Source organism: uncultured Bradyrhizobium sp., assembly GCF_936928535.1.
In the GTDB taxonomy this organism is placed as follows: Bacteria; Pseudomonadota; Alphaproteobacteria; order Rhizobiales; family Xanthobacteraceae; genus Bradyrhizobium.
On record NZ_CAKZHY010000098.1, the window covers coordinates 26,838 to 51,854 of the forward strand.

General features: G+C 63.9%; 24 protein-coding genes. 11 read left to right on the forward strand and 13 right to left on the reverse strand.

Annotation, left to right across the window (positions count from 1 at the left end):
• Positions 1–65: 65 nt before the first annotated feature.
• From Q0687_RS20265 to Q0687_RS20275, 3 genes are all read right to left on the reverse strand, one after another.
• On the reverse strand, positions 66–1,931 hold the full coding sequence (locus Q0687_RS20265) for an ABC-F family ATP-binding cassette domain-containing protein (RefSeq protein WP_298880335.1): 1,866 nt from the start codon (positions 1,929–1,931) through the stop codon (positions 66–68).
• A 61-nt stretch (positions 1,932–1,992) separates the two neighbouring features.
• Positions 1,993–2,166, reverse strand: coding sequence for a hypothetical protein (locus tag Q0687_RS20270; protein WP_298880336.1), 174 nt, complete (start codon positions 2,164–2,166; stop codon positions 1,993–1,995).
• Between the two features lie 223 nt (positions 2,167–2,389).
• A complete protein-coding gene (locus tag Q0687_RS20275; protein WP_298880337.1) occupies positions 2,390–2,644 on the reverse strand; it encodes a sulfur globule protein precursor in 255 nt (84 codons plus the stop codon).
• Between the two features lie 322 nt (positions 2,645–2,966).
• On the opposite strand from Q0687_RS20275, the gene ndk reads away from it, so the two are divergent.
• The gene (gene ndk, locus Q0687_RS20280; protein WP_212027602.1) at positions 2,967–3,389 is read left to right on the forward strand and encodes a nucleoside-diphosphate kinase; all 423 of its coding nucleotides are present in this window, start codon (positions 2,967–2,969) and stop codon (positions 3,387–3,389) included.
• A gap of 34 nt (positions 3,390–3,423) precedes the next feature.
• A complete protein-coding gene (locus tag Q0687_RS20285; protein WP_298880340.1) occupies positions 3,424–4,281 on the forward strand; it encodes a TerC family protein in 858 nt (285 codons plus the stop codon).
• A gap of 3 nt (positions 4,282–4,284) precedes the next feature.
• On the opposite strand, the gene ppx is transcribed toward Q0687_RS20285, so the two are convergent.
• The 4 genes from ppx to Q0687_RS20305 all read right to left on the reverse strand — a co-directional run bounded on the left by ppx (position 4,285) and on the right by Q0687_RS20305 (position 9,467).
• Positions 4,285–5,787 carry an exopolyphosphatase gene (ppx, locus tag Q0687_RS20290; protein ID WP_298880341.1) on the reverse strand — a complete coding sequence of 501 codons (1,503 nt, stop codon included), beginning with the start codon at positions 5,785–5,787 and terminating at the stop codon, positions 4,285–4,287.
• A 15-nt stretch (positions 5,788–5,802) separates the two neighbouring features.
• On the reverse strand, positions 5,803–7,992 hold the full coding sequence (locus Q0687_RS20295) for an RNA degradosome polyphosphate kinase (protein WP_298880723.1): 2,190 nt from the start codon (positions 7,990–7,992) through the stop codon (positions 5,803–5,805).
• A gap of 165 nt (positions 7,993–8,157) precedes the next feature.
• Positions 8,158–8,835 (reverse strand): DnaA/Hda family protein, encoded by a 678-nt coding sequence (locus tag Q0687_RS20300; RefSeq protein ID WP_298880344.1) that lies wholly within the window; start codon positions 8,833–8,835, stop codon positions 8,158–8,160.
• 89 nt (positions 8,836–8,924) lie between these two features.
• On the reverse strand, positions 8,925–9,467 hold the full coding sequence (locus Q0687_RS20305; RefSeq protein WP_298880346.1) for a CDP-alcohol phosphatidyltransferase family protein: 543 nt from the start codon (positions 9,465–9,467) through the stop codon (positions 8,925–8,927).
• Between the two features lie 155 nt (positions 9,468–9,622).
• Here Q0687_RS20305 and purM point away from each other — a divergent pair, with 155 nt between their 5' ends.
• The gene (gene purM / locus Q0687_RS20310) at positions 9,623–10,696 is read left to right on the forward strand and encodes a phosphoribosylformylglycinamidine cyclo-ligase (RefSeq protein WP_298880349.1); all 1,074 of its coding nucleotides are present in this window, start codon (positions 9,623–9,625) and stop codon (positions 10,694–10,696) included.
• A 14-nt stretch (positions 10,697–10,710) separates the two neighbouring features.
• Positions 10,711–11,364 (forward strand): phosphoribosylglycinamide formyltransferase, encoded by a 654-nt coding sequence (gene purN / locus Q0687_RS20315; protein ID WP_298880352.1) that lies wholly within the window; start codon positions 10,711–10,713, stop codon positions 11,362–11,364.
• Positions 11,365–11,452: 88 nt separating this feature from the next.
• On the opposite strand, the gene Q0687_RS20320 is transcribed toward purN, so the two are convergent.
• The gene (locus Q0687_RS20320) at positions 11,453–11,659 is read right to left on the reverse strand and encodes a cold-shock protein (RefSeq protein WP_018645416.1); all 207 of its coding nucleotides are present in this window, start codon (positions 11,657–11,659) and stop codon (positions 11,453–11,455) included.
• 378 nt (positions 11,660–12,037) lie between these two features.
• On the opposite strand from Q0687_RS20320, the gene Q0687_RS20325 reads away from it, so the two are divergent.
• Positions 12,038–13,222, forward strand: coding sequence for an autotransporter outer membrane beta-barrel domain-containing protein (locus Q0687_RS20325; RefSeq protein ID WP_298880361.1), 1,185 nt, complete (start codon positions 12,038–12,040; stop codon positions 13,220–13,222).
• Positions 13,223–13,241: 19 nt separating this feature from the next.
• Here the strand turns inward: Q0687_RS20325 and Q0687_RS20330 are convergent, their stop codons facing one another.
• Positions 13,242–14,282 (reverse strand): LysR family transcriptional regulator, encoded by a 1,041-nt coding sequence (locus Q0687_RS20330; protein ID WP_298880364.1) that lies wholly within the window; start codon positions 14,280–14,282, stop codon positions 13,242–13,244.
• 71 nt (positions 14,283–14,353) lie between these two features.
• Between Q0687_RS20330 and Q0687_RS20335 the strand changes: the two genes are divergently transcribed.
• The 4 genes from Q0687_RS20335 to Q0687_RS20350 are packed head-to-tail and all read left to right on the forward strand — an operon-like array spanning position 14,354 to position 16,365.
• Positions 14,354–14,971: a hypothetical protein gene (locus Q0687_RS20335; RefSeq protein WP_298880367.1), complete on the forward strand. Its 618-nt coding sequence runs from the start codon at positions 14,354–14,356 to the stop codon at positions 14,969–14,971.
• Positions 14,958–15,578: a GNAT family N-acetyltransferase gene (locus Q0687_RS20340; protein WP_298880370.1), complete on the forward strand. Its 621-nt coding sequence runs from the start codon at positions 14,958–14,960 to the stop codon at positions 15,576–15,578. Before Q0687_RS20335 ends, Q0687_RS20340 begins: the two co-directional genes overlap by 14 nt.
• A gap of 25 nt (positions 15,579–15,603) precedes the next feature.
• Positions 15,604–16,164: an isochorismatase family protein gene (locus Q0687_RS20345; protein WP_298880372.1), complete on the forward strand. Its 561-nt coding sequence runs from the start codon at positions 15,604–15,606 to the stop codon at positions 16,162–16,164.
• 33 nt (positions 16,165–16,197) lie between these two features.
• A complete protein-coding gene (locus tag Q0687_RS20350; RefSeq protein WP_298880375.1) occupies positions 16,198–16,365 on the forward strand; it encodes a hypothetical protein in 168 nt (55 codons plus the stop codon).
• A gap of 31 nt (positions 16,366–16,396) precedes the next feature.
• On the opposite strand, the gene Q0687_RS20355 is transcribed toward Q0687_RS20350, so the two are convergent.
• Both Q0687_RS20355 and Q0687_RS20360 read right to left on the reverse strand, forming a co-directional pair.
• Positions 16,397–17,992, reverse strand: coding sequence for an FAD-dependent monooxygenase (locus tag Q0687_RS20355; RefSeq protein WP_298880378.1), 1,596 nt, complete (start codon positions 17,990–17,992; stop codon positions 16,397–16,399).
• A gap of 95 nt (positions 17,993–18,087) precedes the next feature.
• Positions 18,088–18,843, reverse strand: coding sequence for an IclR family transcriptional regulator (locus Q0687_RS20360; RefSeq protein ID WP_298880381.1), 756 nt, complete (start codon positions 18,841–18,843; stop codon positions 18,088–18,090).
• 154 nt (positions 18,844–18,997) lie between these two features.
• Between Q0687_RS20360 and Q0687_RS20365 the strand changes: the two genes are divergently transcribed.
• On the forward strand, positions 18,998–20,329 hold the full coding sequence (locus Q0687_RS20365) for an MFS transporter (protein WP_298880383.1): 1,332 nt from the start codon (positions 18,998–19,000) through the stop codon (positions 20,327–20,329).
• Positions 20,330–20,529: 200 nt separating this feature from the next.
• The gene (locus Q0687_RS20370) at positions 20,530–21,906 is read left to right on the forward strand and encodes an aspartate aminotransferase family protein (protein ID WP_298880386.1); all 1,377 of its coding nucleotides are present in this window, start codon (positions 20,530–20,532) and stop codon (positions 21,904–21,906) included.
• Between the two features lie 175 nt (positions 21,907–22,081).
• Here Q0687_RS20370 and rnd read toward each other — a convergent pair whose 3' ends face one another.
• Complete coding sequence (rnd, locus tag Q0687_RS20375) at positions 22,082–23,254, reverse strand: ribonuclease D (protein ID WP_298880389.1); 1,173 nt, start codon at positions 23,252–23,254, stop codon at positions 22,082–22,084.
• Positions 23,255–23,671: 417 nt separating this feature from the next.
• Positions 23,672–25,006 carry an ABC transporter substrate-binding protein gene (locus tag Q0687_RS20380; RefSeq protein WP_298880390.1) on the reverse strand — a complete coding sequence of 445 codons (1,335 nt, stop codon included), beginning with the start codon at positions 25,004–25,006 and terminating at the stop codon, positions 23,672–23,674.
• Positions 25,007–25,017: the final 11 nt, after the last annotated feature.

A 25,017-nucleotide genomic window follows, 5' to 3' on the forward strand; every position in this document is an offset into this window, starting at 1 on the left:
TTCTGTGGCCGCGACGTTGCCGGCCGCCGCGTCCTACTGTGCATGGGGTTGTTTTGCAGTTTGATCTAGCCCGCCGCCTCGTCGAATTGCGCGCTCGCCTCGAGCCACTGTTCCTCGGCACGCGCCAGCGCGTCTGCGGCATTGGCGCGCGCCTTCGACAACTGCGCGGCCTGCTTGGGATCCCGCGTAAAGATATCGGGGAGGGCGAGTGCAGTGTCAATCTTGGCGATGATCTCGGTGACCCTCGCGATCTCGGTCTCGGCTTCCGCGATGCGCTTCTTCAGCGAGCCGCGATTGTCCGATTTCGGACGCTGCGGCTTTTCGATTTGAGCGCTGCGTTCGCGCGGCGAGGCTTCCGCATTGCGCGCGGACAGCACCAGGCGACGATACTCGTCGAGGTCGCCGTCGTAAGTGGTCACGGTGCGGTCCGCGACGATCCAGAGCTCGTCGGCGCAGGCCTCGATCAGATAGCGGTCGTGCGAGACCATGATGATCGCGCCGGGAAATTCGTTGATGGCTTCGGCAAGCGCAGCGCGGCTGTCGATGTCGAGATGGTTGGTCGGCTCGTCCAGGATGATCATGTTGGGGCCGAAGAAGGTGGCGAGTCCCAGCAGCAGCCGCGCCTTCTCGCCGCCTGAGAGCTTTCCCGCCTTGGTGTCGGCCGCCTTGCCGGAGAATCCGATCGCGCCGGCGCGGGCGCGCACTTTTGCCTCAGGTGCCTCGCTCCCCATCAGCTTGCGGACATGGTCGTAGGTCGAGGCGTCCTCGTTCAGCTCGTCGAGCTGGTGCTGCGCGAAATAGGCGATCGACAGCTTGTCCGCGCGCGTGACCTTGCCGGAGAACGGCGCGAGACGTCCGGCGAGCAATTTGACCAGCGTCGACTTGCCGTTGCCGTTGGCACCGAGAAGCGCGATGCGGTCGTCATTGTCGATGCGCAGCGTCACGCGGTTCAGCACCGGCATGGCCGGATCGTAGCCGACCGAGACGTTGTCGACGGCGATGATCGGGGGCGACAGCAGTTTCTCCGGCGCGGGGAAAGTGATCTCGCGCACGTCCTCCGTCACCAGCGCCGTGATCGGCTTCAGCCGCTCCAGCATCTTCACGCGAGACTGGGCCTGGCGCGCCTTCGACGCCTTGGCCTTGAAGCGATCAACGAAGGCCTGCAGGCGGGCGCGTTCGGCTTCCTGGCGCTTGACAGCTTTGGCGTCGAGCAGCTCGCGCGCGGCGCGCTGCTCCTCGAAGGAGGAATAGCCGCCCTTGTAGAGCGTGAGCTTGCCGCGCTCCAGATGCAGGATCTGGTCGACCGAGCTTTCAAGCAGGTCGCGGTCGTGGCTGATCACGATCACCGTCCGCGGATAATGCGCCAGATGATCCTCCAGCCACAGCGTGCCTTCGAGGTCGAGATAATTGGTGGGCTCGTCGAGCAGCAGAAGGTCGGGGGCCGCGAACAGCGTCGCAGCCAGCGCGACGCGCATGCGCCAGCCCCCGGAGAATTCGGCGCAGGGGCGCAGTTGGTCCGCGGTGGAAAAGCCGAGACCGGAGAGGATCGCGGCAGCGCGGCTCGGCGCCGAATGGGCGTCGATGTCGACGAGCCGGGTCTGGATCTCGGCGATCCGGTGCGGATCGGTGGCGGTGTCGGCCTCTATGAGCAGGGCTTCACGTTCGAGGTCGGCCTTGAGCACCACCGAGATCAGGCCTTCGGGCCCGTTCGGGGCTTCCTGCGCCAGACTGCCGACGCGCCAGCGGGGTGGCAGGGTCACCGAGCCGTGCTCGGCTGCCAGCTCGCCGCGGATTACCTTGAACAGCGTCGATTTGCCGGTGCCGTTGCGTCCAACCATGCCGACGCGTGCGCCGGGCGTGATCTGCACGGAGCCGCTGTCGATCAGGAGACGTCCTGCGAGACGGACGGAGAGGTCGGTGATGGTTAGCATGCGGCCTTGTCACCGCAGGCGCGATCAAACGCAACCCGATTTTTCGCAACCCGATTTTTCGTCAGTGCGTGTCGAGGTCGCGCTTCCTCAGCTCGTTCAAAAGCTGCTCGAGATGAACAGGGAGCCGGGGTTCGGGGCGAATGCTCTGCTGAAGCCGTTCGCCCACGGCATCGCAAATCGAGCGGCTGGTGCGCCGGTCGATCTGTTCGCTGTCATTGGCAAGAAGGCCAGCCATATCAGGGTTCCGTGTTTTCAAAGTAACGACACGGTACCAAGTCATTGGCCCCCAAATTGGTTTCGCCAAGCGTTGGGGATGGCTGGCATTCTAGTAAAAATTGTATGAATTCGCAGTATCTGCCCAAATATAAGGCCCCAGTGGGGGGAACACCGGGGCCTCTCTTGGAAGGTACTGCAGGGGGGAACAGTACCTCAGGTAATCCAGGAACGTGCTGTCGGGCTCAGTAGCAGCGGTTGATCAGCCGCCAGCGGGGTCCCCAGGGTGTCGGGACCAGCCGGCGCACGTAGCAGCCGCCGTAACCGTAAGCGACGGGGGCGGCGTAGACGCGCGGTCCGCCCCAGCCCCAGCCACCGCCGTGATACCAGCCGCCATGCCAGCCCCAGCCGCCATGCCAGTGAGCGGAGGCGGAGGTGGGAGCGAGCGCGGCCCCCAGGGCGACCGCGGCGACTGCAGCGAGCGAAAGTTTCCTCAACATGGTGATCTCCTCGAGACTGCCGGCGCGGGGCTATCGCGTCGATGGAAAGGCCGCCGAAACGGTCCGCCTCGGCAAGGAGGCTTTGGTTTCGATGGAGCTGACGATATGCCAGCGAGGCTGAACCAAACCCTGACAGTGCCTTCAGATTGGGTTCATCTGGGTGAAATCGTTGTAATCCATGTTGGAATCCGGTCGGGATTCGGGTCTTTGCCTGCGGCGAAACGGCCGTGCGGCCGTTCCGGCACTCGCTTGCCGGATCGCGAAGGCGCCGATATAAGCCCCGCAACTCCGACCCACCCTTTTTCTCTTCAAGGACAAGATCATGGCCATCGAACGCACTTTCTCGATCATCAAGCCCGACGCCACCGCGCGTAACCTGACCGGCGCCGTGAACGCCGTGATCGAGAAGGCGGGCCTGCGCATCGTCGCGCAGAAGCGCATCCGCATGACCAAGGAACAGGCCGAGACCTTCTACGCTGTTCACAAGGCGCGCCCCTTCTTCGGCGAACTGGTCGAGTTCATGACCTCGGGCCCGGTCGTGGTCCAGGTGCTGGAAGCCGAAGGCGCGATCGCCAAGTACCGTGACGCGATGGGCGCGACCGATCCGTCCAAGGCTGCCGAGGGCACCATCCGCAAGCTCTACGCCAAGTCAATCGGCGAAAATTCGGCTCACGGCTCGGACGCTCCGGAGACCGCCGCGATCGAAATCGCGCAGTTCTTCTCGGGCAACGAGATCGTCGGCTAACGAGCCGATAGGGTAAGTCGACAGGGGACTCATTGTGAACTGGCTCGGGCAGATCTTCGATCCCGCCACGATCGGGGCATTCTTCACCCAGTTCCGCAATGAGATGGCCGAGCCGACCTTCTGGATTGCGGTCGGCAAGATCATCTGGATCAACATCCTGCTCTCCGGCGACAACGCGCTGGTGATCGCGCTCGCCTGCCGCGGCCTCTCGCCGCGGCACCGGCTGTGGGGCATGGTGCTCGGCGCCAGCGCCGCCGTTCTGCTGCGCATCATCTTCACCGGCGTCGTCGCAAGCCTGATGGCGCTGCCGTACCTGAAATTGGTCGGCGGTCTCGCGCTGATCGTGATCGCGGCAAAGCTGCTGGCGCCGGAGAATGAGGAGGAGGACGTCGAGTCCGCCTCGCATCTCTGGCAGGCGGTGCAAATCGTCGTCGTCGCCGACATCATCATGAGTCTGGACAACGTCATTGCGGTGGCGGCTGCGGCCAATGGCAGCGTGCCGCTGTTGGTCCTCGGCCTTGCCATCAGCGTGCCGCTGATCGTTGCCGGCGCGGCGCTGATCATGGCGCTGCTCGCGAAACTGCCGATCCTGGTCTGGGCCGGTGCGGCACTGCTTGGCTGGATCGCAGGTGAGGTGATCGCAACCGATCCCGGCATCGAGCCGAAGCTGCATTCGCTGTTCGACGGCCCATTCGGAGCGTCGCTGGACCAGATGCTCGGCACTCTGCATATTCCGCCGCAATTTGCTCATGGCGGCGAGGGCGCCGAATATCTCTGCGCCGTGCTCGGTGTCGTCGTCGTGTTGCTGGTTGGCGCGATCTGGCGCCGCCGTAGCATGCATGCCGCCGCGTTGGAGGCCTCCGAGGCGCACGCCAAGGCGTCGGCTGAGTAAGATCTAGCGTCTCACGATTGAACCGGATCGCCCGATCAGGCGGGCGAGCTGCTTGAAGCGGCTGCCGACGCGGTCAGCGACGAGATCGCCGAGCCTGTGCTCGAACACCAGCATCAGGTTGCGGCCCTGGCTGCGGAAATGCGTGGCGGGCAGCACGCCCGGACGCGCGGCCGAGATCAGATGCGCGACGCGGAACGCCGCACCCAACAGGCGGGCGCGCTCGAGCTGCGCCGGCGTCAGCAGCTCCTGCATGGTCAGCGGCGGCTGGTTCTCTTCGCTGAGGCCCGCATAGCGATAGAACACCGACAGTCCGACGAAGGCTCGCTCGCGATGGTCGATCGCACCGAAATTGGCATTGACCACGAGGCTCAGCGTCTGCTCGCCGCGATGATCAGGATGGACGCGCCAGCCGATGTCGGACAGAAGACAGGCGGTGTGGCGCAGGCGGCGATCCTCCTCCGTCTCGCGCAGCTTCACCACGCGCGCGAGGCGATCGGTCCAGGCAATCAGCTCGCGGGCGTGTTTTGCCGAGCGTGACAGCAACTGGTTCAGCTCTTCGGCCGCGCAGATCAGGCCGTCCTTGTTGCGCTCGGTCTCCGGGAGCTTCTCGTGCAGCAGGCCTTCGCGCACGCCGAAGGTCGAGAACACAATGGTTTTCGGCTTTGCGACGCGGATGATGTGCTCGAGCACGAGCGCTGCATAGGTGAGGAGCGGGCGCCGCGCATCCGCGACGACCTCGATGTCGGCGAGCATGTCGGCGGCGGCGAGGCGCCGCAGGCGGCGAGCGAAATCGAGCGCCTCGGTCGCGGGTATGGAATAGCCGTGCATCACCTGGAGCGGATAGCCGCTCTGGATGATGTGGATACGCGCAAGCGCGCGCCAGGTGCCGCCGACGGCGTAGAAGGTGCGGCCGCGACCGGCAGTGAGCTGGGGCACCTCGTCGATCGCCTCGCGCACGATGCGATCGGCGCGCTTGAGCGATTTATGAGCGAGGTCCTGGAGCGCGAGGCCGCCGAGCGGCAGCGTCACGCCGCTGCGCACGCTATTGCCGCGGACGTCGATCAGTTCGAGCGAGCCGCCGCCGAGATCGCCGACGATGCCGTCGGGACGGTGAATGCCGGAGATCACGCCGAGCGCCGACAGCTTTGCTTCGCGCGGTCCCGACAGGATCTCGATCTTCACCGCGCAGATGCGCTCGGCTTTCGCGATGAAGTCGGGGCCGTTGGAAGCATCTCGGCACGCAGCGGTCGCAATCGCGAACACGCGGCCGACCTGCATCACGCGGCACAGCGCGCGAAAGCGCTTCAGCGAGGTCAGCGCCTTGTCGACGGCGTCAGGTGCGAGCAGACCGGTGCTCTGCACCTCGCGCCCGAGCCCGCACAGAGTCTTCTCGTTGAAGATCGGAATCAGGCTCCGCGCCAGCGCCTCGTAGACGACGAGACGAACCGAGTTGGAGCCGATGTCGATGACCGCGACGCTAGCGCCACGCTTGCGCGGCCGTTTCACGGCAAAAATCCTTGGTCAGGACTGATGGCGTTCGTTTCGGCGCGTGAGACGGCGCGGCGAGGATTCCTTGAGCGACTTTCCACGGCCAGACAGACTCGGATTTGTCATGAAGTAGTTGTGCACGTTGAAAGGCTCTTCGCCCTTCGCGGCCTTCATACGCGTTGAGGACCCGTCCGGCAACAATTGCCAGCTCTGCTCATTGTCCTTCAGGTTCGCGACCATGATCTGTTCGAGAACCTGCTGATGCACCGTGGGATTTTGCAGCGGACACAGCACCTCGACACGGCGATCGAGGTTGCGCGGCATCATATCGGCCGACGAGATATACACAGCCGCTTTCGCGCTCGGCAGGCCCTGGCCCATGCCGAAGCAGTAGATTCGGCCGTGTTCCAGGAATCGTCCGATGATCGACTTGACGCGGATGTTCTCGGACAGGCCGGGAATGCCGGGACGGAGGCAGCAGATACCGCGCACCACGAGCTCGACCTGCACACCGGCCTGTGAGGCCTCGTAGAGCGCGTCGATGATATCGGGATCGACAAGCGCATTCATCTTCATCCAGACCGCGCCGGGCTTGCCGTGACGGGCGTGCTCGGTCTCGCCCTGGATGTGCTCGATGATGCGCTTGCGCAGGGTCAGCGGTGACACTGCCATCTTTTCCAGATCGCTCGGCGCGGCATAGCCCGTGATGAAGTTGAACACGCGCGCGGCGTCGCGGCCGATGGTCGGTTCCGAGGTGAAGTAGGACAAGTCCGTATAGATACGCGCGGTGACCGGGTGATAATTGCCGGTGCCGGTATGGACGTAAGTGGTGAGGCTGCCGCCCTCGCGGCGCACCACCATCGAGAGCTTTGCGTGCGTCTTCAGCTCGAGGAAGCCGTAGACGACCTGCACGCCGGCGCGCTCGAGGTCGCGCGCCCAACGGATGTTGGCCTCTTCGTCGAAACGTGCCTTCAGCTCGATCAGCGCGGTGACGGATTTGCCCGCTTCGGCGGCCTCCGCGAGCGCGCGCACGATCGGCGAATTGTTGGAGGTACGGTAGAGCGTCTGCTTGATCGCGACGACGTCAGGATCGCGCGTCGCCTGTTGCAGGAACTGCACCACCACGTCGAAGGATTCGTAGGGGTGATGGACGATCAGGTCCTTCTGCCTGATCGCAGCGAAGATGTCGCCGCCATGCTCGCGCACGCGCTCGGGATGGCGCGGCACGTAAGGAGTGAATTCGAGGTCGGGCCGGTCGAGACGCGTCAGCTGCGACAGCTCGTTCATGGCGAGCACGCCGTCGACCAGGAACACCTCGTCGTCGGCCGCCGACAACGCATGCTGGACGAAGTTGCGCAGCTCCTCCGGCATCTTGCCGTCGATCTCGAGCCGGATCACCGATCCGCGGCGGCGGCGCTTCAGCGCGGTCTCGAACAAGCGGACGAGGTCTTCGGCCTCTTCCTCGATCTCGAGCTCGGAGTCGCGGATGATGCGGAAGGCGCCTTGGCCGTGCAGGCTGTAGCCGGGGAACAGGCGGTTGATGAACAGGCCAGTGGCCTGCTCCAGCGAGATCAGGCGGACCTTGCCCTCGGCCGGCAGGCGGATGAAGCGATCGATCTTGCCGGGCATGCGGATCAGCGCGTTCATCGGCTTGCCGTCGGCTTCGCGCGTGAGCTGGAGCGCGATGGTGAAGCCAAGGCTCGGGATGAACGGGAAGGGGTGGGCCGGATCGATCGCCAGCGGCGTCAGCAGCGGGAACACGTTGTTGAGGAAATACTCCTCGAGCCAGGTCCGCTGCGCTTTGGTGACATCCTTGCCGTCGACCAGCACGATCCCGACTTCGGCCAGCGTGCCGCGCAGCTCGCGCCAGATCGCCTGCTGATCGCTGGCCAATTGCGAGACGGTCCGGTTGATCAACGCCAGTTGCTCTGACGGGGTCAGGCCGTCGGGCGCCCGCTCGGCAATGCCCTCGCGGACTTGCGCCTTGATGCCGGCGACGCGGACCATGAAGAATTCGTCGAGGTTATTTGCCGAAATCGACAGAAATCTCACCCGCTCCAGCATCGGGTGGCTGGGGTTGACCGACTCCTCGAGAACGCGACGGTTGAAATGCAGCCAGGACAGCTCGCGATTGATGAATCGCTCGGGGCTTGAGGCGATCGCCGGCAGGCCCTCGGTCTCCGTTGCTTTCTCTTTTGTTTCAATAGCTTGCGCGGAGTCCATGAGAAGTCGGTCCATCCAGTTCGCCCCAGTTTGCGACTTATCCGCAAAACCGGCGGGAGCATGTGTTAATGCGATGACGTTTCGATGACATTGATGTTCCGCTACCGCGCGACGTCAAGCGGGCCCAAGGGAGATCTAAGGGGAGGTCCAACCAGCGCCCGGCGGTCAGGTGTCCCTAAGCAGCTCGGCGGCCAGCGCCCTGGTGACGGGGCGGCCGAGCCGCAGTGCCTCGCTGTCCAGCCGCTCCACCGCGCGCCGCGCAGCGGCCGAGGAGCGCTCCAGCCGGGTCGCGAGGTAGCTCACGACAGTCTCGTCCACGGTGAGCTGTCGATCGGCGCAGAACTTGACAATCAGGCCGCGGAACAACTGGTCATCCGGTGGCGCGAGCGAAATCACGGGGATCGTCCGAAGCCGAGAGCGCAGGTCGCGGAGCTCGACCTCCAGTGCTGCAGGCGCCTCTCGTCCAGTGAACAGCACATAGGCGCCGTCCTCGCGGGCGAGGTTCATCAGGTGGAAGAGGGCGCGCTCGTCAAAATCCCCAGCCTTGAGATCCTCGACCACCAGCGCGCCGGTCGCGAGCGCGCCGGGGACAGTGGGGGCGCTGAGCGCATTGGCCGTGGTCGAGCGAGCGCCGGCCTCCTCGGCCCAGATCGCGGCAAGATGACTCTTGCCGGAGCCTTCCGGGCCGGTGAGACACATGATCCGGTTCGGCCATTCCGGCCAGCTGTCGATGAGGGCAAGACCGGCGGCATTGGCAGGGCCCTCGAGGAAATTGTCCCGGCTGAGGCTCTCCGCATGCGGAAGCGAAAACGCCAATTGTCGGGGGTGAACGCGGCCTGCCACGCTTGCTTTGCTCCGTGCCGGCGCGCCGGCTTGGTTGGAAGAGTCGAGATATCCGGCGGGAGTTGGCCTTTTGCGGGGCCCTTTCTCCCTCATTTGGCTTCGATCGTGCTCATGTGCCGCAGCCACTCAACGAGATAGAGCGACACCGAGGAGAGCGTGAAGATCGTAACGAAGCCCATCAAGATGATATCATAGGGCGCCGGCCTGAAGCCGAAGGCAAGTGCGGCCAGCACCAGCGCGGCGTAGGCGACCTGCGCCACTGTGTTTAGCTTGGATACTTTCGACGGTTTCATCTCGACCGGCTTGTCGAACAGCCAGGACACGATCACGGCTGTGACGATCATGATGTCGCGCGACACCACCAGGATGACGATCCAGCGTGGGATGTCACCCCAGATGCCGAGCGACAGGTAGATCGACACCAGCAGCGCCTTGTCGGCCAGCGGGTCGAGCAAGGCGCCAAGCTCGCTCGTCATGTTGAAGCGCTTGGCCAGAAAGCCGTCGACGGCGTCGCTGATGCCCGCGATGAGGAAGACGGCGAACGCCACCTCCATTTGGCTCGACACGATGGCCCAGACGATGATCGGGACCAGCATGATGCGGCCCAGGGTAATAATGTTCGGAATACTCACACGGCGCTTCCCGGCACCCGACCTGACCTTGAATCCGGCCTCTAAGAGGCTGAACCGGTTGATATCTCTACATAGTATAAGGCGGGGCGCCACGCTTGCCATTGCGCGTCCCCGGAATTCGACGTAACCAGCCGCAAACCCACTGGAAATCGGGCATGACCGACCGCAAAAACGGCCTCACTTACGCCGATTCAGGCGTCGATATCGACGCGGGCAACCGCCTGGTCGACCTGATCAAGCCGATGGTGCGCGCCACCGCACGGCCCGGCGCCGATGCCGAGATCGGCGGATTCGGCGGCCTGTTCGACCTCAAGGCGGCCGGCTTCAAGGACCCTGTCCTGGTCGCGGCTACCGACGGCGTCGGCACCAAGGTCAAGATCGCGATCGAGACCGGCCTGCATGGCGGAATCGGCATCGACCTCGTCGCCATGAGCGTCAACGACCTCGTGGTGCAGGGCGCCGAGCCGCTGTTCTTCCTCGACTATTTCGCCTGTGGCAAGCTCGATCCGGAGGCCACCGCCGCCATCGTGGCAGGCGTCGCCGAGGGCTGCCGCGAATCCGGCTGTGCCCTGATCGGCGGCGAGACCGCGGAGATGCCCGGCCTTTACAAGGACGGCGACTACGACCTCGGCGGCTTTGCCGTCGGTGCGGCCGAACGCGGCACGCTGCTGCCGCGCAAGGACATCGCTGCGGGTGACGCCGTGATCGGCCTCGCCTCATCAGGCGTGCATTCCAACGGCTTCTCCCTGGTGCGCAAGATCGTGGAACAGTCCGGCCTCGGCTTCGAGGCGCAGGCGCCGTTTGCCCCTGTCATGACGCTCGGCGGGGCGCTGCTGACGCCGACGAAGCTCTACGTCAAATCCTGCCTGAGGGCGATCCGCGAGACCGGTGTGGTAAAGGGTCTCGCCCATATCACCGGCGGCGGTTTCACCGACAATATTCCGCGTGTGTTGCCCGCACATCTTGGCGTCGGCATCGACCTCGCGCGCCTGCCGGTGCTGCCGGTGTTCAAATGGCTGGCCGCGCAAGCAGGCATCGCCGAGCTCGAAATGCTGCGGACCTTCAACTGCGGCATCGGCATGATCGCGATCGTCGAGCCCGAAAAGGTCGATGAGGTCCTGCGGGTCTTCACCGATGCCGGCGAGACCGTGGCCCAGCTCGGCACCGTGATCCCGGCCGAGGGCGAGCACCGCGTCGTCTATAACGGCCACCTCGACATGGCCTTGTGATGACCGGCGCTGTGATGAAACGGCGCGTCGCCATCCTGATCTCCGGCCGCGGCTCCAACATGTCCGCGCTGATCAAGGCAGCCAGCGCGGCGGATTTTCCGGCAGAGATTGCGCTCGTCATCTCGAACAAGGCAGACGCGCTCGGGCTCGAAAGAGCCAGGGCGGCCGGCGTGACAACCGAGGTGATCGAGAGCAAGCCGTTCGGCAAGGATCGCGCCGGGTTCGAGAAAGTGCTGCAAGCCGCGCTCGATGCGCACGGCATCGAGCTGATTTGTCTCGGCGGTTTCATGCGCCTGTTCACGGCCGAGTTCGCCAGGGCCTGGTACGGGCGGATGCTCAACATCCATCCCTCGCTGTTGCCGTCCTTCCCCGGCCTCGACCCGCATGGCCAAGCCCTGCGCGCCGGCGTCAAACTGTCTGGCGCGACAGTGCATTTTGTGATCCCGGAGACCGATGCCGGTCCAATCGTGATGCAGGGTGCGGTGCCGGTCAGCGACCACGACACGGCCGAGACGCTGTCGGAGCGCATCCTCGAAGTCGAGCACCGCATCTATCCAGCGGCGCTGAGCCTGCTCGCGACCGGCAAGGTCGAGATCGAGGGCGATGTCTGCAAGACGGCCGGGACCGCGGCGTCAGAGAATTTTCTGATCGCGCCGGTGGCGAACTGAAGCGCACGCGCGTTTCGTCGCTCCAAACAAATCCCCCGGCAGAGCCGGGGGCATCGTCATGATCTCTCGTGCTTGGCTTTGAGAGAAGTCAGGAGACCTTGAGGTTCTCCGCGGATGCCTTGCCGCGGTTTTCCACAAGGTCGTACTCAACCACTTGGTTCTCATTTAGGGTCGAGAGTCCGGCGCGCTCCACGGCCGAGATGTGGACGAACACATCTTTGTCGCCGCCGTTCGGCTTGATGAACCCGTAGCCCTTGGTTGGGTTGAACCATTTGACGGTGCCCTTTTGTGGCATCGTTAGTCTCCTCCGCTAGATACTAAAAAGACGCGGCCGCTTTTTCGCGTGCCACGTCACAAACGGGCTTCCGGAAGTCTGTTCGAGTCTTGAGCCTGTCGCGAAACGCACAGCCGAGCGGCCAATTCCGATTGTGTACGATATTCCAACACGAAAACCGGGCGCTAGCAAGCTGGGTGCAAACTTCAAGACCGCGCCGGAGACGTCCCGCTGCAATTTGTGACCTGTGGCCGCGGAACCACAATCGGAGGCAATCACCCGGGCGACAGCACGCGGACCGGTTGACCCCCAATGGCAGTTCAGCACAAATCGTCGCACCTGCGCGTCTCGGGTGTTGTATTTTTGCGGGCCGCCATTTTGCTTCGGGATTTAGTCGTCATGTGCTGCACGCGGCAGCCCACCGGGATACGGCAGACGATCGGGCTGGACCGTATCCGCCGGATCGTGACGGCGATTGCCATGACACTCGTGTTTGTTGCGATGTTACCGGCGATGGCGGCCTTCGCGCAGACCCCGACGCCGACTTCGTCTCCGACACCCACACCAACGCCGACGCCCACCCCGACACCGTCGCCGTCACCTTCGCCGACCCCGGGCGCGACGTCGGCCAACGCCAACCAGTCGGCGGGCAACAGCGCGCTCAATCTGGGTTCGAATTTTCTGGAGCGGCTGGGCGGCCAGGCTTCAAGCGGCATCAACCGGACCTCGCGCTCCAATCCCGGCGGCGGCGGTGCGTCGGAAAGTGCAGAGGATCCGCGCTACCGCACCTGGTATGAGGGGTACGGCATTTCGGTCCGCACCGACCCACAGGGCGATTTCGTCGGTGACAAGCGCACGACGTTCGGCGGCGTCGCCGGCTTCGGTGCGCGGGTCGCGCCGGGCGTCAATCTGGGCTTCTCCGTCGACCAGAGCCACACCGACATCGACGTGCCGCTCGCGCTTCAGTCGGCGACGCTCGACCTGACGCAGATCGGCTTCAACGGTTCTATCGACAAAGGACCTTGGACCTGGGCCTTCGCCTTGGTGCACGGTTTCGGCAAGGTGCGTACCGGCCGCGATACCGGCTTCGGCCTTGCGGTCGCGGGCTATCACGCCACAGTCGACGGTGCGCTCACCGAGATCAACTATTACTGGACCCAGGATCAGATGCGCATCGTGCCGAAGGGCGCACTCGAATATGTGCGCGCCACCAGCGCGGCATTCCAGGAGGCCGGGGGGCTTGATCCACTCAACGTCGGCTCGAGCGCGATCTCTCGCGCGCGCGTCATGATCGGCGCCGAGGTCGGGCGTTACTTCATCTTCGACCGCAAGATCCTGGACCTCTCGGCCTACGGCAAGTTCGTCGACAATTTCTACCAGGACCTCGGCTCGGTGCAGGTGAGCCTCGGCACCCAGAACATCGTCGTCCCCGGCATCGGCGAGAGTCGGTACGGCATGGACGCCGGCGCCTCGGCGTCGCTGAGCCTGACCAACACCGCGCGGCTATATGTCAATTACGACGGCAAGTTCCGCAACGAGCTGACATCGCACCAGGGCACGCTCGGCTTCGAATATCGCTGGTGAAGAGACTGCTCGATCCCACTCAGATCGGCGTCGCCGCAACATATCCGGACAATCCAAAGCCTTCTCGGGCCGCCGTCATCATCGGCACCAACGCGTTCGGATGAATGAACTCGTCGCGGAAGCAGGGATGGGTTTTGGGATCGAAGATCTTCTTCAGCCAGTCGACTACGATCTTGTGCCGCTCGGAGGCGCGGAACTCCTTGTGATAGGTGAGCCAGAGATCGGCGTGGTGGCTGACACCGAGGTCGACGGCGACCAGCGGAACACCGAGCGCGATCGACACCGTCGGCAGGAAGCCGATGCCGGCGCCGCGCTCGACTGCATAGAGCACGCCGACGGACGAGTTGGTCTTGATCCCGACGATACCCTCGAGCGATTTGAGCCCCAGGACGCGCGCATAGGCGCCGTCGTCGACCTGGGGCGCGTTTTGCTTGACGATGCGATGGTTCGGCAATTCGGCAAGCGTCGCGGGGAGGCCGTAGAGGTTCGCATATTCCCTGGAGACGAAGGGGTAGATGTGCAACCGGCCGAGCTTGGCGACGATGAGATCGGGATTGGTTGGTGGCTCGAACTGGATCGCGATGTCCGACTCCAGTCGCGCGACGTCGGCCTGCTCCATCGCGCAACGCAGATCGACGGTGATCTTGCGATAGGTCTTCTGGAAATCGATCAGCCGCGGCAGGACCCAGAAATTGCCTGGCCCTTCCGTCACCGCAACGCGCACGGTGCCCGACATATCGCTGGATGAGCGCGAGGCGCGGCGGAAGACGTTGAAGGCGTGACGCTCCATATGCGCGACGTCGGCGATCATCGCGGTGCCTTCGTCGCTGAGCGTGAGCCCGCTCTGGTCGCGCAGGAAAAGCTTGCAGCCGATGCGCTCTTCGAGCCGGTCGATCCTGCGCATCAATGTGGTGGAGGTGAGCCCGAGTTCCTCCGCAGCGTTTCGGAAACTTTTAAATTTTGCGCAAGCTAAAAACAGCTTCAAATCGTCCCAGGACGCATTTAGCGCTTCTTCATGGTGCTGCATCAATGCAGCACCCCGGTGCAATACTTGCTGCATACTCCGGATCTCCAGCCGCTAAGCTTCTGCTCGTAGCGGTGTACAAAACCCCTGAACGATAGAGGGACGACATGAGTATGGAAAGGGGCTCGTTTGCCGCAAGGCATGATTTCGATGCCTTGCCGCTGAGCCCCGACGTGGACGTCCGTTGCGCGCAATTCGGGGAAATCGACGCGCTTTCGGATATGGCGCACCGGCTGGTGCCGGGCGTGCAGATCGGGGCGAAGGAGCTTGCAAGATATTTCGCTTTCGATCCCCAGAGCATCCTGACCTTCAGCCGGAACGGCACGCTGCTCGGCGGCATGGCCTTCCTGTTTCTCAATGAGCGCGGGCACGATGCGTTGCTGCTCGACGATATCTGCCTGACCGCGCCCGACACGCACCATCTCGCCGCGGCGGATGACGAAGTTTCTGCGATCTACATCTGGGCGATTGCCGCAACCGGCCGCGGCATCGCCGGACTTGGCAAAGCTGCGGCTCATCTTCGGCAAATAAGGTTTCGCGGCGCGGACTGCTATGCACAGCCGTCAACCGTGGCCGGACGCGAAATCATGAAGGCGACGGGTTTCGAGCCGATCTCCAGCTTTCAGCCCGACCTCTGGTGTTACGAGCGACCGTGGCATCGGCAGCCGATGCGTATGCCTGGCGCGATCATCCAAACAAGGAGTTTCGCAGATGCACGGCACTAGGATTCCTCTCGCAAAGCCCGACTCCCGCGCCATCACCATCCGCCTCGCGCGCGATCCGAGTGACCTCATGCTGGTCACGGCCATTCGCTCAGCGGTCTATCTCGCCGAGCAGGATTGCCCGTTCGACGAGGAATTCGACGGCAATGACATGGTTGCCGCGCATTTCATCGGCTACATCGGCAACGAGCCGGCGGGCTGTTTGCGGGTGCGTTTCTTCGGCGATTTCGCCAAGGTGGAACGGCTCGCGGTGCGCCACCAGTATCGGCGCTCGCGCCTCTCGTTCAAGTTGGTCCAGGCGAGCATCGACTTCGTGAAGCGCAAGGGGTTCCGCAAGATCTACGGCCAGGCGCAGGACCGTCTGGTGGACTTCTGGGCTCATTTCGGCGCGAAGCCGCTCGGCCACAACAGGAAGATCACGTTCTCGGATTTCTCCTACACGGAGATGCTGCTGGAAATTGAGCCGGGGCCGGACGCCATCACGCTGGACAGCGATCCCTACGTCATCATCCGTCCCGAGGGCGACTGGGATCGTCCTGGCGTGCTGGACGCCTCGGCGGGGCGGGCGGTGAGCTCGCCGTTGCGAGACCTCGCGGTCGCCGACCGCTGAAACGGGTGCAGCTCTGCGCAAGTCAATGCCGGTCTCTCATGACGATCCGCTGGTCCTGGTCTGCGCGGATCTCCAGATGGAATATCTGATCCCGGGGCGTCGCCACGTCATTCTCGATGGCGACGCCGCAATCATGCGCTGCCTGGAACTGCTGGCGTTGTGGCGGAGCAACCTCTGGCCGGTGATGCATCTGAAACGGGTTGCGGGGGCGGCGTGGTTCGATCCGTCACGCAGGCTGACCGATTGGATTGCGGAGGCCAAGCCCCGGCCGGGCGAGATGACGTTCGAGCACGCGTTGCCATCGGCTTACAGCTCCTCCCGGTTTGCCGACCACATGTCCAGCCTCAATAACGTGCGCTGCGTGGTGATCGGCTTTTCCCTCGACGAGACCATCCTCGCCACTGCGGTCGAAGGGTTTCATCGCAGCCACCGCTACCGGGTGGTCGGCGATGCCGTGGCCTGCCGGCAGCCGGCCACGGGCGAAGCGGCCGACTACAAGCAGTCGGTGATGAATGTCATCGGCAATTTTGCTACGGTCCAGTCCAGCGCCGAACTGATCAGAACCAGCGGCGCCGTCGCGGTCTAGACGGACGCGATCGACGGATCGATAGGCGGGACATTGTCACGGGGACACGAGCTCAAGGAACTGGCGAGCGACCTGTCGCATGCCATCGAGGCGGCGCGCCGGATCGGTTTGCCCACGACGGTGTATTTGTTGTCGATGGCACTCGTCGAGGTGAGGGAAGCGATCGACGCTGCCGGCGATGACGACGACGGCGCGGCCTGATGTTTGGGTGCCAACAGCCGAAACGATCTCGTCAGGATTGGCCGACAGCGCGCATCAGGATCCGAGATGCGTCCACGCCGTCGTCGTTGCTCGCGTAAGCAACAAACTGATCGGGCCGGACCAGGATTAGTCGCGCCTCATATTTCTCGCGGCCGTCTGAGGCGGTATCCCTGATCAGCTTCAGCGGGATGCCAAGCCCTGCAGCGGCCCGCTCGAATGCGGCTCCCGCGGCGCCGTTGGTCATATCGATCAACGTGAAGCCGTCGCCGAGTTCCTCGAAGACATTCTTGCCTGACGACAGAGGTTGCGGCGCCAGATGATGGCCGGCGCGCGCCGCATAGGCGTGCGAGCCGATCGCACTGCTGATGCCGCCGGCTGGGCCGAATACGATCGGCGATCCCTCGTAATTCGGCTCGAAAGCGTTGACCTCCGCGCGCGCGCCGGAATGCCGTGCGTGCCAGGCAGCCTCGAAATCCGCCCGATCCCGCGCCGGATCATGCTGCCGAAGAAAATCCCTGTCGCGGAAGATCGATGCCTCGATGAAGTCGCGCGCGGTGGACGCAAAGACCGGGCGGCGCTCCGCGTCGTAGCTGTCGAGCAGACCAGGGGGTGCCCAGCCATGCAACGTTGCAGCAAGCTTCCACGCCAGATTGACGGCATCCTCGAACCCGCTGTTGATGCCATAGCCTCCGTAGGGCGGATGACTATGCGCGGCGTCTCCGGCGACGAAGATGCGGCCAACGCGGTAGCTGTCGGCGAGCGTGAAACGAAGATCCCAGAATCCGACGTGCTCGAATTCGACGTCGAATTCCGCGCCTGCAGCCTCGTGAAGCAGCCGCCGGAAATCGAAATTGTCGCGCGTCGTGTCAGTGGGGACGGGGGCGTGGAAGAACCAGGTGGTGCCGAGATCGACCCGGCCGAAGAACTTCCAGTAACCTTCGAGGTCCGGATGCAACACGTTGTAGAAGGACTTGCCCGGATATCTGCTGAGCAAGCGGTGCAATTCGGTGGAACGAAACACCAAAAGCACCATCAGGCGATCGTGGTCGGAGCGGGTCTGGGTGATACCCGCGTGCTCGCGCACGATCGACCGGCTGCCGTCGCAGCCGACGACGTAATCGGCGCGCAGGCTCTGCTTCATTCCATCGCGGTTGACGATCTCGATGACGACGCCGTCAGCTTCAGGCCGCACGTCTTGACAGGTCCAGCCATAGCGCAGATCGATGGCGGGAAGCTGCGCTGCTCGTTGCCGCAGCACCGCCTCGGTTGCGTATTGGGGCAGGCGCTCATTGTCGGTGAAGTAAAAAGGCCGAACCAGTTCGCGCTGGAGCCAGTTGTAATTGCTGCCGCTGAGCAGCGTGCCGTGGCTGGTCATTCCGCCGATGCCATAATCGGGTGGAATGGTGCGTGCCGCCCGCAGCGCCGCCTCCGCGCCCCAGAAATGGAAATGCTCCATCGTCCGCTGCGTGAGGTTCTGTCCCTTCGGGATAGGCTGCGGCTGCTCGTAGCGCTCGACCACGATGGATTTGATGCCGCGCTGGCCGAGTCCGATCGCCAGACCCATTCCGACCGGTCCGCCGCCGACGATCACGACCGGCGCGTCGTTGCTCGCCTGAGCCTGTCTCACGTCGTTTCCCTGTGCGTATCGTCGCGTCTGGCGCGACCGTTTGTTCTGATGAGGCGTCACCGATATTTCGTCAAGTCAAATCTCAAATAATGAGATTATAGTGAGTCGCCTTCAGTCGCGGCTGAGATCCTCTGGGCCGCTTCGCGGACCTCCGAACTGATGCGGTCGATCAGCTCGCCATTGGCATGTTGCCCGGCGATCGTGATGCAGAGGCTTGCGATCGGATAGCCTGCATCGAGGATCGGCGCGGCAATCCCGACCGCGCCGGCCGTCACTTCGCCGAACGCGACGGCAACGCCCGCGCGGCGCACGCGTTTCAATGCGGCGAGGACCTCGTCGGGCGTAGCGCCGACGCCGACGCTGCGCAGATCGTCAGCGTAACGCGTGACCAGCGGCATGACGCGCTGTTTGGGCAGGAAGGCCATGATGGAGCGTGCGATCGCGCCGCGCCCCATCGCCATCGGTCTGCCGCGCGGATAGCTGCTCGCGGGTGCAACAGCGGATGCGATCGAGGCTACGCACAGCATTTTATCGCCATACCAGCGCACGATGAGCGCTGTGCAGGGATACGCCGCCGAAAGGCGCTCGAGGTGCGGCGTGGCGGTTGCAATCAGCGGGTCGGAGCGGCGGCTGAGATAATCCATCTCGACCACGCGCGGGCCGAGCGCGAACCGCCCGCCGCGGGTCGGCATGACGAAGCCGCTGTCCTTCAGGCTCTTCAGATAGCGATATAGCGTCGGCCTGGTGTAGCCGAGCTCCTTCATGAGTTCCTCGGGGGACCATTGCGGACGTGCCTCGGTGAAGAGATCGAGCAGGGCGAGGACCCGATCCTGACTGTTTGCCTTGACCAATTTCGGTTCGATCCAGCTTCGCGTTTGGCGGTGTCATCAGCTTTTGGAGAGGTTGCAAAACAGCAAAATCTTCGCTGCTTGCGCTTCCAATAATCTCATTATAAGAGATTAAGGAAAGAAAAATAGTGCATGGATGACCCGGGAGGACGCCGAAATGGCCGCCGTAGCAATGGGCGAGGTCGTATCCGATACGGTCGACGTTCCCGCCTTTGTCGACCGGCAGCCGGTCGGGGCCTTTCAGATGCGGGTGCTGCTGGTGTGTGCCGCCGTGCTGTTCATCGACGGCTTCGACACCCAGGCTATCGGCTATGTCGCGCCTGCCGTAGCGCAGGAATGGAAGCTCGCGCGCAGCAGCCTCGGACCGGTGTTTAGCGCCGGACTTTTCGGTCTCATGATCGGCGCGCTGATCTTCGGTCCGATGGCCGACAGGATCGGCCGTCGCCGCATCATCCTCGCGAGCACGCTGGTGTTCGGCGTTGGGACCCTGCTCACCGTGTTCGCGATCGATGCGAATTGGTTGATCGCTTTACGTGTGCTCACCGGGCTCGGTTTGGGCGGTGCGATGCCGAACGCGGTCGCGCTGACCTCCGAATTCAGCCCACATCGCCGCCGCGCCACCCTTGTGATGATCATGTTTGCGGGCTTTTCGATCGGTGCGGCCCTGGGCGGGCTGCTCGCCGCCGCGCTCATCCCGACCTTCGGCTGGCGCTCGGTGTTTCTGGTCGGCGGCCTCGTGCCGCTGCTGCTCCTGCCGCTTCTATTCAAGGCGCTGCCGGAATCGATCCGGTTCCTGGCGATGATCGGCGGCCGCGACCACGAGGTGGCCGATCTCCTGAAACGGATGGCCCCGAACACGTCCTTCGCCGGCGAGGTGAAATTCGTCGTGCACGAGCCGAAATTGTCGGGCCTGCCCGTCGCGCATCTGTTTGCGGAGGGGCGCGGATCGGTAACTCTGCTGCTCTGGATCGTGTTCTTCATGAGCCTGCTCGACCTCTATCTGCTGTCGAACTGGCTTCCCACCGTGTTGAACGATCTCGGCGTCTCGGTGTCGGCCGCCGCCGCAATCGGCGCCATGCTCCAGGTCGGCGGCGTCGCCGGTACCTTCACGCTCGGCCATTTCATCGACCGCTTCTCGTTTCGTGCGCTGTCGCTGACCTATCTCGTCGCCGCAGGTGCGGTCGCAGCCATTGGCCTCGCCAGCCATTCGATCGTCCTGGTCACAATCGCGATCTTTGCGTCCGGATTCTGCATTGTCGGGGGGCAGATCGCCTCGAACGCGTTGACGGCGACTTTTTATCCGACAGCGATCAGGTCCACCGGTGTGGGATGGGCGCTCGGCATCGGTCGCATCGGCTCGATCGTGGGGCCGCTCGTCGGCGGGGCGATGCTGGCCCGCGACATGGGGGCGCAGTCGCTGTTTGCCGCGGCGGCGGTCCCCGCGCTGGTGGCCGCGGTCGCCGCCTTCATGCTGGCCCGGCGGAATTAGCCGCCGCGAGGCGGCCAGATGTCGAAGCGCCAGCGCTGCTTTCCTGCAACGCTCATGTGCAGCTGCCGTCAACGAAATGGCGTTGCAAGTTGCTGCGCTCCGCAATAGCCAAGGTATCGACGTTTTGTTTGGACAAGCCTCGTCTTCGGATGGAGGCTGCGTCATGACGTCCGATGACGCACCAGTTAGGGAATCCCGCGATGACGATGCTGCCCAATTCGCAAGAAGCCCGCGATGTGGCCTACCAGCTCCATGCCTACACCAACGCGCGCGCCCATCAGCAGGCCGGCCCCCTGGTGATCGAGCGCGGCGAGGGGCCCTACGTGTTCGACGCGTCGGGCAAGCGCTATTTCGAGGCGATGGCGGGCCTGTGGAGCGTGGGGCTCGGCTTCAACGAGAAGCGGCTCGTGGAAGCCGCGCACAAGCAGATGCAGGCGCTGCCATTCTATCACACCTTCTCGGCCAAATCGCACGGCCCCTCGATCGACCTCGCCGAGAAGCTGGTCGCGCTCGCGCCTGTGCCGATGAGCAAGGTGTTCTTCACCAATTCCGGCTCGGAGGCGAACGACACTGTCCTCAAGCTGATCGCCTATCGCTCGAACTCGCTGGGCCTGCCGCACAAAAAGAAGATCATCAGCCGGATGCGCGCGTATCACGGCGTCACCATCGCGTCGGCAAGTCTCACGGGCCTGCCCAACAACCACCGCTCGTTCGACTTGCCGCTGCCGAACATCCTGCACACGGGCTCGCCGCATTTCTACAAGGACGGTGTTGCAGGCGAGAGCGAGGAGGCGTTCGCGACACGCCGGGCCGAGGAGCTCGATGCGCTGATCCAGAAGGAAGGGCCCGACACGATTGCGGCCTTCTTCGGCGAGCCTGTGATGGGGGCGGGCGGCGTCATCGTGCCGCCGGCAACCTATTGGGACAAGATCCAGGCGGTCCTGAAGAAGTACGATATTCTGCTGGTCGCCGATGAGGTGATCTGCGGCTTCGGCCGCACCGGCAAGATGTTCGGCTGCGAGACCTACGGCATCAAGCCCGATGCCATCGTGGTCTCCAAGCAGATCACGTCGAGCTATTTCCCGCTGTCGGCGATCATCATGAACGACCGCATGTTCGAGCCGATCGCGGATGAGAGCAACAAGATCGGCGTGCTCGGCCATGGCTTCACCGCCGGCGGCCATCCGGTCGGCTCGGCGATTGCGCTGGAAAATCTCAAGATCATCGAGGAGCGCGGCCTGGTTGCGCATGCCGCCGAGCTCGGCGGTTACATGCAAGGCAAGTTGCGCGGGCTGACCAGCCATCCGCTGGTTGGCGAGGCCCTCGGCATGATCGCAGCGCTCGAGCTCGTGCTCGACAAGGGCCGCAAGACCGCAGCCGCGACGCCCGGCGCCGTCGGCGGCATGGCGAGCCGCATGCTGCAGGAGCGCGGCGTGATCGCGCGCAACATGCTCGACGCCATCGCCATCTGCCCGCCGCTGATCACCACCAAGGCCCAGATCGATGAGCTCGTGGCGACGATCACGGGCGTGCTGGATGACATGAAGCCGGAAGTGGCGAAGCTGACGCCGGCGTAAGATCTCTCGCTTCGTAGGTTAGCTCGGTCTAACCCCGTCACCCTGAGGTGCTCGCCTCTTTGGCGAGCCTCGAAGGGCGACGGCCCGACTGCGGCAGCGAGGCGTGCATCCTTCGAGGCTCCCCGCGCGATGCTTTGCATCGCGCCGCTCGCACCTCAGGATGACGGTCTAGCAGTTATTTCGCGTTGACGGTTGGCGGCTCGGCCCGCTGAACCCCGATCACGCGGCCCTTCTCGATCGCGAGCGCCAGTTCCCCGCGCTTGAGCTTCAGCGCGGCTTCGCCGAACAGCTCGCGGCGCCAGCCGCGCAACGCCGGCACGTCGGCCTCGTCGTCGGCGGCGATCTCTTCGAGATCGTCGACGGTCGCGATCACCTTGCTCGCGACTGCATGGCGCTCGGCCGTCATGCGTAACAGCACCTTCAGCAGCTCGACGGTCGCGGCGCCATTGTTATTGTTGCGCGGTTTCTCCAGCTTCGGCAGCGTCGAGAAATCCCGCGCAAGCCCGCGCTCGACAGCGGCGACGATGTCCGCGCCCCATTTGGATTTCTCAAACCCCTTCGGCACCGAGCGCAGATGGGCGAGCTTCTCGATCGTGTTCGGGGCGTGGGTCGCGATGTCACTGACGGCCTCATCGCGCAGCACGCGGCCGCGCGGCACGTCGCGGCTTTGGGCTTCCTGCTCGCGCCAGGCGGCGACTTCCATCAGCACCGCGAGGTCCTTCGGCTTGCGCACCCGGGTCTTCAGCCGTTCCCAGGCCCGCTCGGGATGGAAGTCGTAGGTCTTGGGCGAGGTCAGAACCTCCATCTCGATGGAGACCCACTCGCTGCGGTGGCGCTTCTTGAGGTCGGCGTCGAGCGCTGCGAACACGTCGCGCAGGTGCGTGACGTCCGAGACGGCGTAATGCATCTGCTCCTTGGTCAGCGGGCGGCGCGACCAGTCGGTGAAGCGATGCGTCTTGTCCGGGCGGTGGCCGGTGACCTTCTCGACCAGGGCGTCATAGGCGATGCTGTCGCCATAGCCGAGCACCATGGCCGCGACCTGGGTGTCGAACACCGGATGCGGGATGATGTTGGCCTGGTGCCAGATGATCTCGATGTCCTGCCGCGCGGCGTGGAAGACCTTCAGCACGGCCTCGTTGGCCATCAGCTCGAAGAACGGCTTGAGGTCGATGCCCTCGGCCAGGGTGTCGATGACGATCGCTTCCTCGGGGCTGGCCATCTGCACCACGCATAGCAGCGGGTAATAGGTGGTCTCGCGCAGGAACTCGGTATCGACGGTAATAACGGGGTGCTTGGCCAGCCGGCTGCAGGCAGCCGCGAGGTCAGCGGTGGTGGTAATCAAATCCATGAACGGCCCATGACACTTGGTATCAGCCGTTCTGCCGAAAGCGCTGTGATGTCAAGGGGCTCTAAGCGAATTCGAGCCTTGCATTGGGGCCAGAATCGCCTGGAGCGGGTAAAATTCCTATTCGTAGCGGATCCGGTGCGAGGATTTGCGGGCGCAGGGCAGGGCCACGACCACCAGGCACATGCCAATCAGCGCCAATCCCAGGAACTCGAAAACCAATATATCCACGGCGGAAATCTCCAGAAACATCGGTAGATTTGTCGTGGCTGCGTTGAGGGTCTGTTAATTCCAATGGTTACCGCGGGCAGGCCGGGCAGGATGGTGGACGAGGGGTTAACAACAGGAACCCGTCCAAAACGCATTCGGCGCCCCGCATGACGGAGCGCCGAAGATTGTTCGTGCGATGAGCAGTCGGCCTTACGGCAGCTTCAGCGAGGTCTCCGCGTTGTACGGTTGCAGCGTCTCGTCGGCGGCCTTCTGAGCGGCGACGAGGGCTTCCTTCGGCTGCTTCTTGCCGTTGAGGACCAGCATCACCTCGTCTTCGAGGTTCTTGCGGACCGGCACTGTCTTGTAGGTCGCAAACCACGGCTTGGCGACGTCGAGCTGCTCGACGGCGGTCTTGGCGTCCGGATTCTTGTTGAGGAAGTCGATCATGTCGGGCGTCTTGTAGGCGGCCATGTTGGGGGCGAAGTAACCCGTGGCGCGGCTCCACCAGGCGCTCTTTTCGGGCGAGGTCATCCACTTGATCAGCGTCCAGGCGGCCTTCTGCTTGTCGGCTTCGACGCCCGCCGGAATGATCAGCGAGGCGCCGCCGATCGGCACGGCGTTGCGGACGTTGCGCGGGATGAAGGCGACCTTGTAGTTGAACTTGGCGTTCTCGCGCACGTAAGTGAGCGAGCCCGTCGATAGCATCATCATCGCGGCGTTGCCCGAGATGAAGGAGGTGCTGACGGCAGGGCCGGGCGTGGCGCCGGGCGGGTGGACCTTGTGCTTGCTCACGAGGTCGTTCCACCAGGTCAGTGCGCCCAGCATCGAGGGCGTGTCGTAATAGACCTCGCCGCCGAACTCCTCGTTGTAGTAGCGCCCGCCATTGGTCATGGTGAGCGTTTCCATCATCCAGCCGCAATAGTCATAGGCGCAGGGGATCGCGATGCCCCATTGGGTCACCTTGTCGCCCTCGCGCTTGGTGAGCTTCTTGGCCCAGTCGGTGAGCTCGGCCCAAGTCTGCGGCGGCTTGCTCGCGTCCAGGCCGGCTTCCTTGGCCTTGTCGGCGTTGATGTAGAGCAGTGGCGTCGAATTCTGGAAGGGGACGCCATAGACCGAGCGATCGATCACCGCATTGCCGCTGAGCGCCGGGAAAAACTGGCCGAGAAATTGCTCTTTGGTGGTGCCGTCCGCCTTGATCAACGGATCAAGATTGGTCAGCTCGCTCTCGATCTGCATGTCGAGCAGGAAGTTCGCCGACATGATCACGGCGGCCGGCGGCTTGCCGGCCTTGATCGAGGCGCGCGTCTTGATCAGCGTGTCGTCATAGGAGCCGGTGTAGACGGCGGTCGCCTTGATGTCGGGGTGACCGTCGTTGAACTCCTTGATCAGGGTGCCCATGTCGCGGGCGAGCTTGCCATCGACGGGGACGGGGAAGAACAGATCGATCTCGGTCGGAGCTTCACCGGCGATCGCCGGGACGGCGAGGGCGCCTGCCAAAGAGCCTGCCATTGCAAGGCCGAGCATGAGCCTGCGGGAGAACAGCATCGGAAAATCTC

Bases quoted from the DNA above. Each gene is read 5' to 3' on its own strand.
- Q0687_RS20340 (WP_298880370.1), top strand. From the start codon at position 14,958: ATGCACGGCACTAGGATTCCTCTCGCAAAGCCCGACTCCCGCGCCATC.
- Q0687_RS20330 (WP_298880364.1), bottom strand. From the start codon at position 14,282: ATGCAGCAAGTATTGCACCGGGGTGCTGCATTGATGCAGCACCATGAA.
- Q0687_RS20295 (WP_298880723.1), bottom strand. From the start codon at position 7,992: ATGGACTCCGCGCAAGCTATTGAAACAAAAGAGAAAGCAACGGAGACC.
- purN (WP_298880352.1), top strand. From the start codon at position 10,711: ATGAAACGGCGCGTCGCCATCCTGATCTCCGGCCGCGGCTCCAACATG.
- Q0687_RS20380 (WP_298880390.1), bottom strand. From the start codon at position 25,006: ATGCTGTTCTCCCGCAGGCTCATGCTCGGCCTTGCAATGGCAGGCTCT.
- Q0687_RS20345 (WP_298880372.1), top strand. From the start codon at position 15,604: ATGCCGGTCTCTCATGACGATCCGCTGGTCCTGGTCTGCGCGGATCTC.
- Q0687_RS20325 (WP_298880361.1), top strand. From the start codon at position 12,038: ATGTGCTGCACGCGGCAGCCCACCGGGATACGGCAGACGATCGGGCTG.
- Q0687_RS20320 (WP_018645416.1), bottom strand. From the start codon at position 11,659: ATGCCACAAAAGGGCACCGTCAAATGGTTCAACCCAACCAAGGGCTAC.
- ndk (WP_212027602.1), top strand. From the start codon at position 2,967: ATGGCCATCGAACGCACTTTCTCGATCATCAAGCCCGACGCCACCGCG.
- Q0687_RS20335 (WP_298880367.1), top strand. From the start codon at position 14,354: ATGAGTATGGAAAGGGGCTCGTTTGCCGCAAGGCATGATTTCGATGCC.
- Q0687_RS20370 (WP_298880386.1), top strand. From the start codon at position 20,530: ATGACGATGCTGCCCAATTCGCAAGAAGCCCGCGATGTGGCCTACCAG.
- rnd (WP_298880389.1), bottom strand. From the start codon at position 23,254: ATGGATTTGATTACCACCACCGCTGACCTCGCGGCTGCCTGCAGCCGG.
- Q0687_RS20270 (WP_298880336.1), bottom strand. From the start codon at position 2,166: ATGGCTGGCCTTCTTGCCAATGACAGCGAACAGATCGACCGGCGCACC.
- Q0687_RS20365 (WP_298880383.1), top strand. From the start codon at position 18,998: ATGGCCGCCGTAGCAATGGGCGAGGTCGTATCCGATACGGTCGACGTT.
- Q0687_RS20275 (WP_298880337.1), bottom strand. From the start codon at position 2,644: ATGTTGAGGAAACTTTCGCTCGCTGCAGTCGCCGCGGTCGCCCTGGGG.
- purM (WP_298880349.1), top strand. From the start codon at position 9,623: ATGACCGACCGCAAAAACGGCCTCACTTACGCCGATTCAGGCGTCGAT.
- Q0687_RS20265 (WP_298880335.1), bottom strand. From the start codon at position 1,931: ATGCTAACCATCACCGACCTCTCCGTCCGTCTCGCAGGACGTCTCCTG.